Consider the following 15799-nt stretch of genomic DNA (forward strand, 5'->3'; position numbering starts at 1 on the left):
CGCAGAACAGGAAAAAGGCAGAGCCCGCCTTCGGGCTCTACCTTTTTAGTGACGCATAATCGTGTTGGGACGCGTCGTTTCAGAACTTCACGCTCGCCGCCAGGCTCACGTTGAATGGCTCTCCGACTGAATTGGCATAGTTGGTCGAACCGATCGATGACGTGTAATAGGTCTTGTCGAAGAGGTTACGGAGATTGAGTTGCAACGTGACAGGTTTTTCGAGTTGAAGCGTGTACGTCGCGAAGGCATCGAACACCGCATATCCGGGCAAATAATAGGAGTTGTCGTTGATACCGGGACGAGAACCGACGCCTCGGATGCCACCACCAATTCGAAGTGCGTTGCCGTTTGGACCAACCTCACCAACATCATAAGCCAGGAAAAGTGAAGCCGTGTGTTTCGCCACGTTCGGCAAACGCTTGCCGGCATAGGTCGCGTCTTCAAGAACAAGCGCGTCCGTATAGGCATAACTTGCTATGAGGTCGAGATCGTCAGTCAGGCTGCCGGCAACATCAACCTCGATACCGCGGGATCGGACGAGACCCGCAGCCTTGACGGTCGAGATGCCGCCGACATCTTCGGAATAGGCAACGTTACGCTTGCGGCTGTTGAACAAGGCAACATTTGCGTTCAAGCCGGTGAAGATGTCGAACTTGGCGCCAACTTCGTAGGAGATGCCCTCTTCCGGATCGAGGCTGCCATAATAGGCGCCGATGGAAGACTGCGGCCGGAATGTCTTGGCGACATTGGCATAAAGCGAAGCCGAAGGTGTGAGTTTGTAAACGAGACCGGCATTCGGAATGAGTTCACCGCCGTCGTTTTGCGTGTTGACCACAAATGGACGGCCCTTCCCGGCATAGATATCGTAGTACTGGTAGCGCAGGCCACCCACCGCTATCCACTGGCCACTCAGATGCAGCGCATCCTGCATGTAGATCGAGGCTGTCGAAAGTTGCTCCGTCTGGTCGCTATCGGCAGCCCTGACGGTCGTGCAAACCGGTAACCTCCCATAGACGGGATTGTTGACGTTGAAGTTCGTGGAGTTCGCACAACGCAGCATATCGGTTCGCAGTGTGTCGCTGTAGTCATAGGACGCACCGAACAACAGATCGTGCTGGAACCCGCCAATATCGGCTTCTCCGGTCAGGTCCGCACGCAATGCATGATTATAGAGGGTAGAATATTGCGTGGCGTCTGCGCGGCGCGTCACCTGCCCGGTACGTGCGTTGTAACCGACGACACGGGCCTGGTTGTCGGAATAAACGTTGCGGCTATAGGCATAGTCCAGAGAAAGCTTCCAATCGTCGGAAAGCTGACGATCGATCGCAACGCTGGCAAGATCAGACTTGCCGTCGGTAATGTTATAGGCCTCGTCGAGCCTCAGACGCCGGCTGACATTGATGGGTTTTCCGGTCGTCAGGTCGAAGATCGTGCCGCGGTCGAAAGGCACGCTATAGTCTTCATGCATGTAGGATACGGTAATGTCGGTGTCTTCACCGCTCCATTTGAGCGAAGGGGCGATCAGCCAGTTCTCCCGGTCGCCGAAATTGCGCCAGTAATCGCTTTTCTCTCCCTGTCCGATAAGACGGTAGGAAAAATCTGTGCCCTCGATTGGGCCTGTCACGTCAAATCCGCCCGATGTGCCGTATTTGCCCGCACCATAGGCCGAAAACCGGGTGTAGGCCTCAGCACCGAAGGTCTCTTCCGGGGCTTTCGTCACGACATTGACCATGCCGCCAGGATCAAGAATGCCGTAGAGGGTCGACGCCGGCCCTTTTAGAACTTCCACCCGCTCGACCGTATCATTTAAGGAATGTGGCAGCGCTGTTTTCAGACCATTGACGAGGATGGAACCGTCACGATTGTCACCGAAACCTCGACGAATAACGGCATCCTGCGTGCCACCCAAGGTATTGGCCTGTGTAACACCGCTGACATTGGCGAGTGCGTCGTCCAGAGAGCGCGCCTGCTGATCACGCAGAACTTCATTCGTGACTACATTCACCGACTGGGGAATGTCGAGAATTGGAGTGTCGGTCCGTGTCGCAGTGCTCGTCGTGATGGGCTGGTAGCCTCTGGCACCCTTTTTGACTTTTGCATCGACGGTGATCGTTTCGAGAACGGTCGATCCTGCCTCTGCGTTTTTTCTCTCTGCCCCATTTTCCTGAGCGAAAGCAGGAAACGCGGTGGTTGCCAAAAGGAATGCGAGGAGCGCCGTTGATCCCCGACGCCCTATCCCCAAGCCGTTATGCATCTGAATTGTCCCCGAATAGCTAGAATTCGTCATCCCGACGGTGCGCCACCTCTTCAATTGATGAATGTAGTAGTCAACTTTAGATTTCCAGACCTGTCGTTGAAAGCAGCTTGATTGGAGCCGATTTCGTCAGGAAATGTTGCCGCAACAGCGCAAACATGCAGCATTCCAGTCAATTTTCATGCTGCAAAAGACTTTTTCAATGCCGCCATACTTGACTACTACAGTCATAAATAATTCTGGTGCGTCAGGAACGCGCGGGACGGAATTTGAAAATCGAAACCGAGAAAGATATCGCTGGAAATCGGCTTCTGGGGGAATGCCTCGAGCTTGGTCATGGCGGCAAGCCCGTCGTGTTCGATCTGAATGTCGAGATCGCATCAAACCAATTCACGGTCCTGCTCGGTCCGAACGGCTCGGGAAAATCGACGTTGCTCGGCGCACTCGCGCGCTTGCATCGTCCAACATCCGGGCGGGTCGTGCTCGATGGCCGTGATATCTTCAGTTACCCAACCAGGGATGTCGCGAAGCGCTTGGGAATGCTCGCGCAACAGAACCACACGCCGGAAGGCATCTCGGTTTTCGATCTGGTTTCCCGTGGCCGTTATCCGCATCAGGGTTTCCTCAAACAATGGAGTGAGGCCGACGCAGAGGCTGTCAGCGAAGCGCTTGCCGTGACAGGGATCAATGATCTCGCCAAAAGGCCCGTCGATAGCCTTTCCGGCGGTCAGCGCCAGCGTGCCTGGATTGCCATGGCGCTCGCACAACAAACCGATATCATCCTGCTCGACGAACCAACGACCTTTCTGGATCTGCACCATCAGATCGAGGTTCTGGATATGCTGAGCGATCTGGTGGCGCACCATAACCGCACGATCGTCGCGGTTTTGCATGACATCAATCTCGCCCTGCAGTTCGCCGATCATCTGCTTTTCTTGAAGGAAGGACGTGTGAAGCATCGACTTGATGCTGTTACACAATGTAGCGCCGAGATCATTGCCGACGTTTTTGACATGCGTGTCATCGAGATGACGCATCCTGTGACCCATCGGCCGGTGTTTTTGCCCTGCCCTGGACGGACGCATAAGACATGAGCGCGGGCAATCTGGATCGTGTGAGCAGCCTCCCATTAACGAGAGGCGCTGCGAGGGCTTTCTCGGCCGGGCTAGGTCTTCTCGCAATCATCCTCATTGTTGTTGCGGCGCACGCTGCGACAGGGGCGAGACCTGTAGCACCGCACGTTTTCCATGATCTCATCTTCGCCTACGACCCGAAAAACTTCGACCAGCAAATTCTGATACGTCTTCGTCTGCCAAGGATTGTTGCGTGCCTGCTTGCAGGAGCATGCTTCGGAGTGGCCGGCCTTATCTTGCAGACCGTGTTGCGAAACCCTCTGGGAGAACCGCATATCCTTGGGCTGAATGCCGGCGCAAGTCTCGCCGTTGTTGCCCTGAGCGCCAGTCCCTTTGCTTCAATCGGGGTCACCAGCGTCCAACCACTCGTCGCTGCGGGAGGTGCCGGAGCGGTTTTTGCGCTGGTACTTGCTCTCTCGGCAGCAGGACAACGCGGCCTCACCCCCACGAAACTTGTCTTTTGTGGCATCGCACTCTCCACGCTCGCCGGGACGCTGACGTCGGCCATCCTCATCCTGAATGAAGAAACGCTGCAACAAACCCGGTTCTGGCTGGTCGGTGACGCCGCCGGAATAACGCTTCCGGCCATTGTAAATGCCTTGCCTGTCGCTGTTACTGCACTTGTATTGGCAACAGCCCTCGCACCAAGACTTGATCTTCTGGCACTCGGAGAGAACGCTGCAACTGCACTTGGTGTGCCGGTGCGACTGACATGGTGTCTGGCACTGATCGCAACATCCCTCTTATGCGGCGTCGCAATTTCGCTGGTGGGGCCGATCGGCTTTATCGGCCTGGTGGTACCTCCGCTCACCTCACGTATTCGAACAGGACGCCTGTTATTCGCCATACCGCTTGCCGCATTGGGCGGAGCAACCTTGCTGATCGCCGCCGATCTTGCCGCCCGTCTTCTTATCGCTCCTCGGGAGTTGCCGACAGGCGCAATGACCGGCCTCGTCGGCGCACCGGTCTTTCTCTGGTTGGCGCGGAGACTGCTTAAATGACGTCTTACAGAACGATCAGAGCCTCCGGTTTTTCGTTGGTTATCGCTCCAAAGCGGCTGGCTTTGCTTCTAGCGCTTACGCTCCTGATTTTTCTTGTTGCTCTCTGGAGCATTTCGTCCGGCACGAAACACATCCCGTTTGGAGAGATCTTCACTGCTCTTTTCACACCGGACGCGCAGCCATCGACCGATGCAAATGTCGTTGTCGATTTTCGTTTGTCGCGTCTGACGCTTGCACTGGTATCTGGGGCAATGCTTGGCGTTGCAGGCGCCATCATGCAGTCCTTGACCAGGAATGGTTTGGCCGACCCTAGCCTGCTCGGGGTTCGAGAAGGCGCCGCCCTTTCTGTCCTCGTCTGCCTGTTCCTCGTGCCCAGCTTGCCAACCGCGCTTCGCCCCGTTGCAGGCGTCATCGGGGGGCTGACGAGCGCTGTAATCGTATTTGCGCTTTCAGGTGTTACCTCGCGGTTGCGCTTCGTTCTGACCGGCATCGGCTTTTCCTGGTTTCTTTCCGCCCTTCTCCTCATCCTGATGGCTTCGCTTGATATACGAAGCTTGCAAAGCGCAATGATCTGGATGGCGGGAAACCTCCAAGGGGCGTCATGGGACGCAGTCTTGATTCTGGCGATCATTCTTGCTGCAGCACTCGTGCTCGTATGCGTGACGGCGCGTGCTGCGGATACGCAGGCACTTGGAGATAGTGCTGCGGCAGCGCTCGGCATCAATCTACGCTTTCTATGCAGCCTGCATTTTTCGCTTGCCGTCATTCTCACTGCGTCCTGCGTTTCTTATACCGGCAGCATCGGTTTTGTCGGGTTGATCGGTCCCCATATTGCCCGGTTTCTCATGCCCGGAGCCTCGTTTCTCAGCATCACTGTTGGTGCAGGCCTCACCGGCGCTCTTCTGGTAAGCACTGCCGATACGATCGCCCGCACCGCCTTTTCACCCCTAGAGCTACCGACCGGGCTCGTGCTGTCTGCCGTCGGTGCTCCTACCCTCCTTCTCCTTCTCTGGCTCCATCGCCATCGCCTTTAGGTTCGCCATGCCCAAGAACTTCTATTCTCTGCTTTTCGTCACTGGTCTGGTTTACGGCACGATTGCAGCCAAGGCCGAAGAACCGGCACGGATGTTTACGGATGATTTGGGGCGGTCTGTTTCAGTTCCGGTTCATCCGAAACGCATCGTAACGCTGCACGACATTGACCTCACGATCCCGCTGATCGAACTTGGCGTAATCCCGGTCGGCAGCCACGGCCGCGTGGGTGCAGACGGCAAACCCTATCTGAGATCCAGTGCGATTTTGACGGGGATAGATTTCGACAATAGTGAGATCGCCTACATCGGCTCCATCAATGCCGATCTTGAAGCGATTGTCGCGCTCAAACCCGATCTTATCCTCACCGAACCCGACCGCCCGACGGCTATTGAAAAGCTCGAGAAAATCGCACCAACTGTTGCCATCGACAACACGAGGGACGGCGCGCCGCACATTTATAAGATGATTGCGGATTTAACAGGAACTCAGCGGCGTCTTGCTGTGCTCGACCGGCGTTACAGGGCGCAAATTGACGCGTTGAAGGCATCGGTCGACACGGAAAAGACAACGGTCTCGGTCATGCAGCCCTTGAACGGCAAGATCAGCGTTTACCACACCTATCGGGCGCTCGGCCGAGTATTGCGGGATGCGGGTTTCCGTTTCCCGGCGGTAATCGATGCTATTCCAGAGGGTGATCGCATCGAGATCAGCGCGGAACGTCTGCCTGAACTCGACGCCGATATCATCTTCGACCCGTACCGGTCGGATACCGGCGCATCTCCGAAAGAGGAAATCGCCATGATGGAAGCGGTGATGCCGGGATTTTGCGATTTCCTGGAGGCCTGCCGCAAGGGCCGATACATCCTACTTCCACGAGAGGAAGCGATCTCCAACTCTTATGCAGCACTCAGCCTGATGGTGTCAGCAGTGCAATCGCATCTGACAATTCGGCCGGCCAAGGCAAACTGAATATCCCGCCCCATGAAAAAGTCTTGCCTTGAGACTTTACGCGCTGATAAGCCGGTCAGGACGTGCTGTACGCCCCTCTAGACGGACGGACCCATGCCATCAGGCGAAACAAACAGATCCAGACTGCTTCGCGTTGATCGTTTCGGCGAGCAATTGCGCAAACGCCGCGATCGGCTATCGCCGAGCCTTTTGGCAGTCGCCGAATACATTGACGGTCATCGCCACGCTATTCTCGGAAAATCCGCCCTCGAGATCGGTTTTGAAACCGATACATCCGATGCGACCGTCATCCGTGCCATCCAGGCGCTTGGTTTTCAGGGGTTGGTTGACCTCAAGGAGACGCTTGAAGCGCATCTTGGCGTGACGGATTCGCCGGTAGAAAAGATGGCGGCAACAGCGAAGTCAATCTCTGGCAACTCCGATGCCGCGATCGACTTCGTTATAGAAAACCAGAAGAACACGCTGGAAATGCTGGCAAATGCAGACAACCGCGCTGCTATGGCAACAGCAGTTCGTCTACTTTCGGAGGCTACCGGCATCGGTGTGCTGGGAATTGGAGCATCGGGCATCATCGCCAGCTACTCGGCCCGCCTTTTCCAGCGCGCAGGTTTTCGCTCTTATGCACTTAACGCGACCGGCATTGCGCTTGCCGAGCAACTGCTCAACATGGAGAACGGCCATGCCCTCATCATGCTCCTGCACGGCCGCCCTCATCGCGAAGCGCTAACCGCCATTGCAGAAGCCAACCGGCTCGACATCCCGATCATCATGATGCTTGGACTGGAAGACAGCGTCCTACGACGCGATGCCGCAGCCTGCCTGTTTCTGCCACGCGCGAAGAATGAAGGCGTAGCGCTACATTCACCTTCCCTCGTTGCAGTGGAAACGCTGGCGCTCGCACTTTCGGCGGCAAGACCAGATCGAACGCTCGAAACTCTTGAAAGGATGGTCGAGCTTAGGACTTCCATCAGGCCACATAGGCGGACGTAATTCCCAGAAATGTCGTCTCTTCCTGTTGAGACTGCAAAGTTATTCTATCGAATAATTTGCAACCCATCCCGTCCGGCTTTATACCCGAATCGTATGAAGGTATTTTGCACCAAATGTGGTTATAGAGCTAAACGGGGATCGTTAGTTGGCAACTAATCAAACGTGCGTGACGCCCGCAGCACTCGAGCGATATGGACACATACTAAATACGGTGGAACGCTTGCTAAAGTATTGCATGTCTGAGGTCATTTAGAATGAAAGCTGTTATTCTCGCTGGAGGCCTTGGCACCAGAATATCTGAAGAAACCCACCTCAAACCAAAGCCGATGGTGGAAATTGGCGGCAAGCCAATTCTTTGGCACATCATGAAAATCTATTCCTCACATGGGATCAACGATTTCATCATATGCCTAGGGTATAAAGGTTACTTGATCAAAGAGTATTTCGCAAATTACTTCTTACACATGTCCGATGTGACATTTGATATGAAGACTAACAGCATGGAGGTTCATCAGCAACATGCCGAACCTTGGCGCGTGACGCTCGTTGAAACTGGCGAGGCCACAATGACGGGTGGTCGCCTTAAACGCGTCTCCCCTTATTTAGATGGCGAAGAAGCGTTCTGTTTTACTTACGGCGACGGTGTAAGTGATGTGAACATCCGTGAACTCGTCGACTTTCATAAGGGCCATGGTGGTTTGGCGACACTTACAGCAACATACCCTCCGGCAAGATTTGGTGCTTTGGACATACAGTCGGATCAGCGCATCACATCCTTTAAGGAAAAGCCTAAAGGAGATGGAGGTATGATTAACGGCGGCTTCTTCGTTCTTTCTCCCAAGGTCGTCGATTTTATCGATGGTGATAGCACACCTTGGGAACACGCACCGCTCGAAACTCTCGCCACTCTGGGTAAGTTGTTCGCATATGAACACACCGGCTTTTGGCAACCGATGGATACACTAAGGGATAAACACCTTCTGGAGGATCTTTGGGCCAGTGGGAAAGCTCCGTGGAGGATCTGGGAGTGAATATTTCCTTTTGGCGCGGCAGACGCGTACTGCTAACCGGGCATACCGGCTTTAAGGGGAGTTGGTTATCTTTATGGCTACAGTACTTGGGCGCAAATGTTACAGGGTTTGCACTGCCCCCGCCGACCAGCCCATCCTTGTTTGAAGCGACAGGCGCGGCAAATGGAATGACGTCACTTATTGGGGATGTGCGGGATTTGCGTGCTTTGAAAAACGCCATACGCGCGGCTGATCCTGAAATTGTGATTCACATGGCCGCGCAACCATTGGTGCGATACTCTTATGTTAATCCAGTGGAAACCTTCTCAACAAACGTCATGGGCGTTGTGAATTTGCTGGAGGCGGTTCGCGGAGTTAAAGAGATAAGGGCCGTTGTTAATGTAACAACCGACAAGTGCTACGAAAATCGAGAATGGTCTTGGGGGTATCGAGAAAACGAACCCATGGGCGGCTACGATCCCTATAGCAGTAGCAAAGCATGCGCAGAGCTTGTGACTGCGGCGTATCGCAGGTCATACTTTACAACACCGATTAATGGTCACACGGTGGCTGTAGCCACTGCCCGAGCAGGTAACGTAATTGGCGGCGGCGACTGGGCCAAAGATCGCCTCATCCCAGATATTGTGAGCGCCTTCTCACAAAGAAAAGCAGCGTCTATCCGGAACCCGCAAGCTATACGCCCTTGGCAGCACGTCCTTGAATCACTTCGGGGATACCTTGTACTCGCCGAGAATCTCTTCCAACACGGAGAGGAATTCGCAGAAGCCTGGAATTTCGGGCCTAACGACGACGATGCAAGGCCTGTATCTTGGATCGCAGAGCGAATGGCACAGCTCTGGGGCAATGACGTAAGCTGGTCATGCGATGTTGGCGATCATCCGCACGAAGCCCATTTTTTGAAACTCGATATTTCGAAAGCGCGCAGTCGCCTAGCGTGGCAACCTGAACTTCGTCTTGATCGTGCACTTCAATATATAGTGGACTGGAGCAAGGCCGTTTCCGATGGGCAATCTGAAAGGAACGCTACACTTGCACAAATAAGTGAGTACCAAGCAGCAATAGCGCGGTAAAAACGTTAGACCGTAACGATCAGAAAGCTTGGGTATTTTTCAAGCGCAGACACGAAGGTAAGCGCCCCGCGCAGTTGAGGCAACAGGCGCAAACATAAACACTCCGGTGCATTCTTTGCAGAACTGGCGTTACGCCGGGCCGCAACGTAAGCAACGGCATTCATCAACTGTCATTGCAACCGCAAAGACGAAAAAGGAACGATATATATGAGCCAATTCAAGTTTGTCATGATTTCTGCGGGTTTCGAGCACGGAGGCAACGTTACGCATCGGCACCTCGACGGGCACCCAAATCTGCTGGTTTATCCATTTGAATCTCAGCTGGGCAGCCGCAACTTCAACGACTTTCTAGCTTCGGTCGAGCGCGTACAGTATCGTTACCCTGAATTCCCCGAAGGCGCACGCCCCTATGAACTTTATGAGCATATGATTGACGAAGAGGCGAAGACATTCCTTCGTAAAAGAAATGGCTCAAAGTTCAAGGATGCCGACCTGGATATGGTCGAGGCGGATCGTCTAGCCATTTTTGAGGAAATCCTGGGTAACGCACCGTTCTACCCACGTGCCAAGGTTATCGAAGCATTTTTCAGAGCAACCTTCAAAGCCTGGAAAAACTACTACACCAAGCAGCGCGAAGATATGACGTATGTCGGATATTCTCCAGCAATCGGTATCGACGCCGATCGTATCGTACGCGATTTTCCGGATGCCCGCATCATTCACATCGTTAGAAACCCATTCTCAGCATATCGCGACACCAAGCGCCGCCCGTTCCCTCAGCCGCTCAGCAAATACCTGATCACCTGGAACATCTATCACTCCACCGTCGAGATGTACGCCAAGATGCACCCTCGGAATGTACGTATATTCCGCTATGAAGATCTCGTGGCCGATAAAGTGAAATTCATGAAGGAAGTCTCGGAATTCATAGACGTGCCCTTCAACGAAACGATGCTCTACCCCAGCTGGAACGGCGTCGAGATCAAGGACAATATCGCACCCTGGGGCACAGTGCTTAAGAGCACCGAGGAATATAACGAGGCAATCATCAACGAATTGACGGACGCGGAAAAAACACAGATCGCCCACGGATCGATGGCTCTTGCACGTCATTTTGGTTTTGACAAGATCAGCTACCTCAAGGACTATTACGGTGCTTAGCAAGTTGCGGCACCATAGTGCCGCAAATACTTTCAATCCATTGAGAGAGGATTTGATGTCCGGGCTCCAAAGTATCTTTGGGGCCCACTTGGTGAAAATTGAATTCGTCGACGGTGGCACGCTCGGACTCTGCTTCACAGGGGAATTACTCGGACAGAAAAGGTTCTTTAAAACGTACGCCAACCCTGCGGGACGCTCCAGCCTCGAGCGCGAGGCTGCTTTTCTCGTGGCGACAGCAGGGGCACGCGTAGACGCAGGTTTGAATTCGGTGACAACCGGGCCAGAAACCCGAACCTGGTTGAGCATGAAGGTGCTTCAGCCCGGGTATCCGCTTCATCCACAAACAGTACGGGATACGGTGTCATGCTACGAAAGGGCGCTTTCTCCAATAACGACCCAATTAGCGATACCGTCATCGGAAAGTTTTGATTTGTTACTTTCCGAAGCGAACGCTGCCGTAGCTACGCTTTCACAGGAGCGGCTGATTTCGGGGAGAATAACTAAGCAGGTCCGAAATTATCTTGATTTGCTCCTTTCGGCGGCCCCAGCTTGGGAACGCCAAATTTGTCATGGCGATTTGAGCCCTGCAAACATTCGATCTGACGATATGGGACCTGTCGTTGTCGACTGGGAGGACGCATTCTGGGGAATTGCGGGATACGATTATCTTTATTGGCTTACGTTTTTTGAAAACAGGAAATGGCTGCTACCGGAACACATTGGGTATACCTGTCTAGGGAAAAAAAATGAAGTCGCAATAATGACCACAGTCATAGTGCTAAAATCGATAATGTCCGTACGGAATGATAGCTATAGAGCAAATGCAATCAGTTTCGATCAACGCTTAACGGAAGTGATAAAACTTGACTGCGACAATTGATGGCACTGCGTCGCAGGGCGCAACAAGACATGATCTTAACGCGCTGATAGTCGACGCCAAGAGCGACTTCGAGACTTTGCAGGATGCACGCCTGTTTATCACCGGAGGCACCGGTTATATAGGTCGCTGGCTACTCGAAGCTATCAGCTTTGCTAACACAAATATGAACCTTGGCATACAGGCGGTAATACTCAGTCGCGATCCCGACCGTTTCGCTAAATTATACCCTCATCTGGCCAATGATCCCGCTCTATCATTCATACAAGGCGATGTGCGTGAATTTCATATCGAAAATCCTCGCTTTACGCATATCATTCACGCGGCCACGGACGTAATAGCCGTAAACTCTCCGCTTGATGTGTTTGACGTTACTGTGCAAGGCACACGCCGCGTTCTCGATCTTGCTCGTGACAGTGGCGCCACCAAGGTTTTGCTGCTATCTTCCGGCGCGGTATATGGACGCGACACCGGCCATGGGGATCGATTTTCGGAGACATCGGACGTGTCTGCCGATGTATCCTCATCCAGCTCAGCATACGGGCTCGGTAAGATCAATACCGAATGGCTAGGCAATACTTACGGGCAGCAATATGGTTTCGCCTGCAAATCCGCACGTATTTTCGCTCAGATTGGCCCCTATCTCGAACTGGACGCCCAATTCGCTGCCGGGAATTTTATGCGTGATGCCATGCTGGATCTGCCCATAACGGTCAAGGGAGATGGAAAAGCGAAACGTTCATATATGTATGCGACCGATCTTGTGGAGTGGCTAATTGCAATTCTGGTTCGAGGACAGGCGGGCAAAGCTTACAATGTCGGATCAGACGATCCAGTTTCAATTGCAGCACTTGCACAAACGATTTCTCGAATAGCGGGCTTGAACCAATCAAAAGTTCAAATTCTCGGTCAGACCGTGAAAGGTGCTGCTCCCGATCTCTATGTCCCAGACACCCAAGCCACGCGCACTGAGCTTGGTCTATCAATACGAGTATCGTTGGAAGACGCCTTAACGCGTACTATGGAATGGTACAAGCCAATTATTGCGAGCAGGAAACAGCCATGACTGACCTTTCGACATATGCAAAACAGGTTCGGTTGCGGGTGTTGGAGCTCTGCAGCCTCAAGCGCACATCTCATATTGGCGGCGCCTTCTCCGTTGCCGACATTCTCGCGGTGCTTTATGGACGCGTTCTGAACGTGTCGGCCGATGCCGTGGACAATCCGGACCGGGACCGCTTGTTCTACAGCAAAGGTCACGCATGCACTGCGCTCTATGCCATGCTAGAACTCAAGGGCTTTTTTGCGGGTAAAGATCTCCTGCATGAGTTTACAGAAAACGGCAGCTATTTCACATCACATATCAACCACAACCTACCCGGGGTTGAATTGTCCACGGGTAGTCTCGGGCATGCACTCGGCGTGGCCTGCGGCAGTGCCCTCGCTGGAAAGCGTTTGAAGCGCGCGAATAGTGTTTTTGCCATATTGAGCGACGGGGAACTGGATGAAGGGTCGAATTGGGAGGCGATCATGTTTGCCGCTCATAATCACCTCGACAATCTTGTCGCAATCATTGACTACAACAAGATTCAAAGCTTCGGAAGAGTATGCGACGTGATGAACCTTGAACCCCTGGCGGATAAATTCCGTGCTTTCAACTGGGAGGTAGAGGAAGTGGACGGACATTCGGCCGCCGAACTGTTGGAGCTCTTAAGTCGCTTCAAGGTAAGCCGTGATGGCAAACCAAAATGCGTTATCGCGCACACGGTGAAAGGAAAAGGTGTAAGCTTCATGGAAAACGATCTTGCCTGGCATTATCGCTCTCCATCGGCTGCCGACGTCGAGAAAGCGCGTGAAGAGTTGGAGTCTGCTTGATGCGTAACAGTTTTATCAACACGCTTTGTGACCTTGCCGAAGAGAACGACGACGTATTCCTTTTGTGCGGTGATCTGGGTTACTCGGTTCTTGAGCCGTTCGCGCAGCGTTATCCCGACCGTTTTTTGAACGCTGGCATAGCCGAGCAAAATATGACGCAGGTTGCCGTAGGCTTAGCCCGCGAAGGATACAATGTTTTCACCTATTCCATCGGCAATTTCCCAACGCTCCGCTGTATGGAACAGATCCGCTACGATGTCTGCTATCATGAAGCCAATGTAAAAGTTGTGGCCGTAGGTGCCGGTTATGCTTACGGATCACAGGGTGTCTCGCACCACACGACAGAAGATTTGGCAATGATGCGCGCTCTGCCAGGCATGACAATCTGTGCGCCGGCCGACGCATTGGAAGCGCGCGCGGCCGCCGTTTTCATGACCAAGTATTCGGGTCCGGGCTATATCAGACTAAATAAGTCTGGAGAACTCCATCTGCACGACCCCAACGCTCCCCTGTCCATCGTCCCGGGTGAGTTCATACCTGTGAGAGCAGGCTCTGAAACTCTTGTTTTGGCAACGGGAGCCATCGGCGCTCCAATTCTCCAAGAGATAAAAGATAGTGGGCGTGATTGGGCATTTTGGAGTGCGCCTTTTGTAGGGGGGTACAAAAAAGACGTTCTCATTAGTATGGCGCAGCGATTTCAAAGGATTGTCACCGTAGAGGAGCATCAGCTCAATGGTGGCTTTGGTAGTTCGATTGTCGAAGCTTTAAGCGACCTGTGCGCATGTGGCGAACTAGCACAAATCCCTCTCGTTAAACGAATTGCCGTTCCCAATACTTTCATCAGCACATCCGGTACGCAGGAATATTTACGGCAAGTTGCGGGTATAACGATCACAAAAACCGGCTGGTAAGATCAGGAAACGACGACATGCTAGCCAAACCGTATCAATTCGATACTAGAATAGTAAAATTCTTGATAGTTGGCGTCATCAACACAATTTTTGGATACACGATATACGTCGGCAGTCTTTGGATCGGATTACATTACACGACAGCAGTCGCAACCTCCACAATTCTTGGAATACTGTTCAACTTCAAAAGCATAGGTGCATTTGTATTTGAATCCCGGGATAATGCGTTGTTGCTTCGCTTTATCGGCGTGTATTTGTTCTTGTATCTGGTGAATATTTCAGGGGTAAGCTTTCTCGTTCATTTCGATGTTCCTGCATGGCTTGCTGGCTTGCTGCTTCTATTGCCCTTGGCAATTTTATCTTTCCTCCTAAATCGGCGTTATGTATTTTCCAAATGAGAAAAAAGATCAGCATTGTAACTCCTCTCTTTAACGAAGAGGAAAATGTCGTTGAGCTGTGCGAACGCATCGCCGCCACTATGGCGAAATTGCCATACGACTACGAACACCTTTGTATAGACAATTGCTCGAAAGACAAAACAGTGACGATCCTTCGCTCCAGAGCGAAGAACGACAAGAATTTACGCGTTATCGTAAACAGCAGGAATTTCGGTTATATCCGCTCTTCTTTTCATGCTCTTCTACAAGCTTCCGGAGACGCAGCAGTTTTGATAGCTTCCGACCTTCAGGATCCACCAGAGATGATCGCGGAGTTCGTGAAGAAGTGGGAAGATGGCTTCAAGACCGTAATGGCGGTAAAACCCGTCAGCGACGAGTCGTCCCTCATGTTTGCTGTTCGAAAGCTATATTATTCAGCCGTAGGCAGAATATCCGAGGTGCCTCTTATCCAGAATGCGACCGGATCCGGACTATTTGACCGCGCAGTAATTGATATCCTTAAACAGATGAATGACCCATACCCGTATTTCCGCGGACTCGTGTGCGAAATTGGCTATCCGATCGCGACTGTTCCATTTAAGCAGCCGAGACGAGCACGCGGCGTAACGAGCCAGAATTTTTACTCGCTATACGACATGGCGATGCTCGGGATCACGAAACACTCAAAGGTCCCTCTCCGTCTCATGACGCTTTCCGGGTTCGGTCTCGCCTGCCTGAGCCTGCTGGTTGCATTCGGCTACTTTGTTGCAAAATTGATTATGTGGAACTCATTTGACATCGGCCTCGCGCCAATCTTGATCGGTATATTTTTCTTTGGTGCCGTCCAGATGATTTTTCTTGGCATGCTCGGAGAATATATTGGGGCGATTCAGACGCAGGTGCGGAGTCTACCGCTCGTGGTTGAGGCAGAACGTATAAATTTTGATGCTACTCGAACGAGCGATTGAAAATAACTGATCTGAACCTGACGTCTCAACGATAAATTAGGCCGACTGAAGCGTAAGCCCACGGTGAAGGCCGTCTTGTGGCGATGGGGTATGGACTGCCAGTCCTAGTGCAAACACTGGGGGTAGTCCTATGACTAAGCAGATTGA

General features: G+C 52.7%; 15 protein-coding genes. 14 read left to right on the forward strand and 1 reads right to left on the reverse strand.

The genetic code is table 11. The features are described from left to right. Positions 1-79: 79 nt before the first annotated feature. Complete coding sequence (locus ACIQT8_RS22695) at positions 80-2254, reverse strand: TonB-dependent siderophore receptor (protein ID WP_400970089.1); 2175 nt, start codon at positions 2252-2254, stop codon at positions 80-82. Positions 2255-2523: 269 nt separating this feature from the next. Between ACIQT8_RS22695 and ACIQT8_RS22700 the strand changes: the two genes are divergently transcribed. The 14 genes from ACIQT8_RS22700 to ACIQT8_RS22765 all read left to right on the forward strand — a co-directional run bounded on the left by ACIQT8_RS22700 (position 2524) and on the right by ACIQT8_RS22765 (position 15652). Continuing rightward, complete coding sequence (locus tag ACIQT8_RS22700) at positions 2524-3348, forward strand: ABC transporter ATP-binding protein (RefSeq protein WP_400970092.1); 825 nt, start codon at positions 2524-2526, stop codon at positions 3346-3348. Next, positions 3345-4388 carry a FecCD family ABC transporter permease gene (locus tag ACIQT8_RS22705; protein WP_400970095.1) on the forward strand — a complete coding sequence of 348 codons (1044 nt, stop codon included), beginning with the start codon at positions 3345-3347 and terminating at the stop codon, positions 4386-4388. Before ACIQT8_RS22700 ends, ACIQT8_RS22705 begins: the two co-directional genes overlap by 4 nt. Further along, entirely contained in the window at positions 4385-5422 is a 1038-nt protein-coding gene (locus tag ACIQT8_RS22710; RefSeq protein ID WP_400970098.1) for a FecCD family ABC transporter permease, read from the forward strand. Before ACIQT8_RS22705 ends, ACIQT8_RS22710 begins: the two co-directional genes overlap by 4 nt. 7 nt (positions 5423-5429) lie before the next feature. Next, a complete protein-coding gene (locus ACIQT8_RS22715; RefSeq protein WP_400970101.1) occupies positions 5430-6392 on the forward strand; it encodes an ABC transporter substrate-binding protein in 963 nt (320 codons plus the stop codon). Between the two features lie 93 nt (positions 6393-6485). Further along, positions 6486-7382 (forward strand): MurR/RpiR family transcriptional regulator, encoded by an 897-nt coding sequence (locus ACIQT8_RS22720; protein WP_400970104.1) that lies wholly within the window; start codon positions 6486-6488, stop codon positions 7380-7382. A gap of 254 nt (positions 7383-7636) precedes the next feature. Beyond that, positions 7637-8413 carry a glucose-1-phosphate cytidylyltransferase gene (gene rfbF / locus ACIQT8_RS22725; RefSeq protein WP_400970107.1) on the forward strand — a complete coding sequence of 259 codons (777 nt, stop codon included), beginning with the start codon at positions 7637-7639 and terminating at the stop codon, positions 8411-8413. Then, a complete protein-coding gene (gene rfbG, locus ACIQT8_RS22730; protein WP_400970110.1) occupies positions 8410-9483 on the forward strand; it encodes a CDP-glucose 4,6-dehydratase in 1074 nt (357 codons plus the stop codon). Before rfbF ends, rfbG begins: the two co-directional genes overlap by 4 nt. A gap of 207 nt (positions 9484-9690) precedes the next feature. After that, complete coding sequence (locus ACIQT8_RS22735; protein ID WP_400970113.1) at positions 9691-10644, forward strand: sulfotransferase family protein; 954 nt, start codon at positions 9691-9693, stop codon at positions 10642-10644. A gap of 91 nt (positions 10645-10735) precedes the next feature. Beyond that, positions 10736-11524, forward strand: coding sequence for a phosphotransferase (locus tag ACIQT8_RS22740; protein ID WP_400970116.1), 789 nt, complete (start codon positions 10736-10738; stop codon positions 11522-11524). Next, positions 11508-12587 (forward strand): NAD-dependent epimerase/dehydratase family protein, encoded by a 1080-nt coding sequence (locus ACIQT8_RS22745; protein WP_400970119.1) that lies wholly within the window; start codon positions 11508-11510, stop codon positions 12585-12587. Before ACIQT8_RS22740 ends, ACIQT8_RS22745 begins: the two co-directional genes overlap by 17 nt. Next, positions 12584-13396 carry a transketolase gene (locus tag ACIQT8_RS22750; RefSeq protein WP_400970121.1) on the forward strand — a complete coding sequence of 271 codons (813 nt, stop codon included), beginning with the start codon at positions 12584-12586 and terminating at the stop codon, positions 13394-13396. The genes ACIQT8_RS22745 and ACIQT8_RS22750 overlap by 4 nt, the downstream gene beginning before the upstream one ends. Further along, positions 13396-14307, forward strand: coding sequence for a transketolase family protein (locus ACIQT8_RS22755; RefSeq protein WP_400970124.1), 912 nt, complete (start codon positions 13396-13398; stop codon positions 14305-14307). The genes ACIQT8_RS22750 and ACIQT8_RS22755 overlap by 1 nt, the downstream gene beginning before the upstream one ends. A 17-nt stretch (positions 14308-14324) precedes the next feature. Further along, the gene (locus tag ACIQT8_RS22760) at positions 14325-14705 is read left to right on the forward strand and encodes a GtrA family protein (RefSeq protein ID WP_400970127.1); all 381 of its coding nucleotides are present in this window, start codon (positions 14325-14327) and stop codon (positions 14703-14705) included. After that, positions 14624-15652 carry a glycosyltransferase family 2 protein gene (locus ACIQT8_RS22765; protein ID WP_400970130.1) on the forward strand — a complete coding sequence of 343 codons (1029 nt, stop codon included), beginning with the start codon at positions 14624-14626 and terminating at the stop codon, positions 15650-15652. The genes ACIQT8_RS22760 and ACIQT8_RS22765 overlap by 82 nt, the downstream gene beginning before the upstream one ends. Positions 15653-15799 lie beyond the last annotated feature (147 nt).

This window comes from Agrobacterium sp. NPDC090273, from assembly GCF_044772305.1.
In the GTDB taxonomy this organism is placed as follows: Bacteria; Pseudomonadota; Alphaproteobacteria; order Rhizobiales; family Rhizobiaceae; genus Agrobacterium.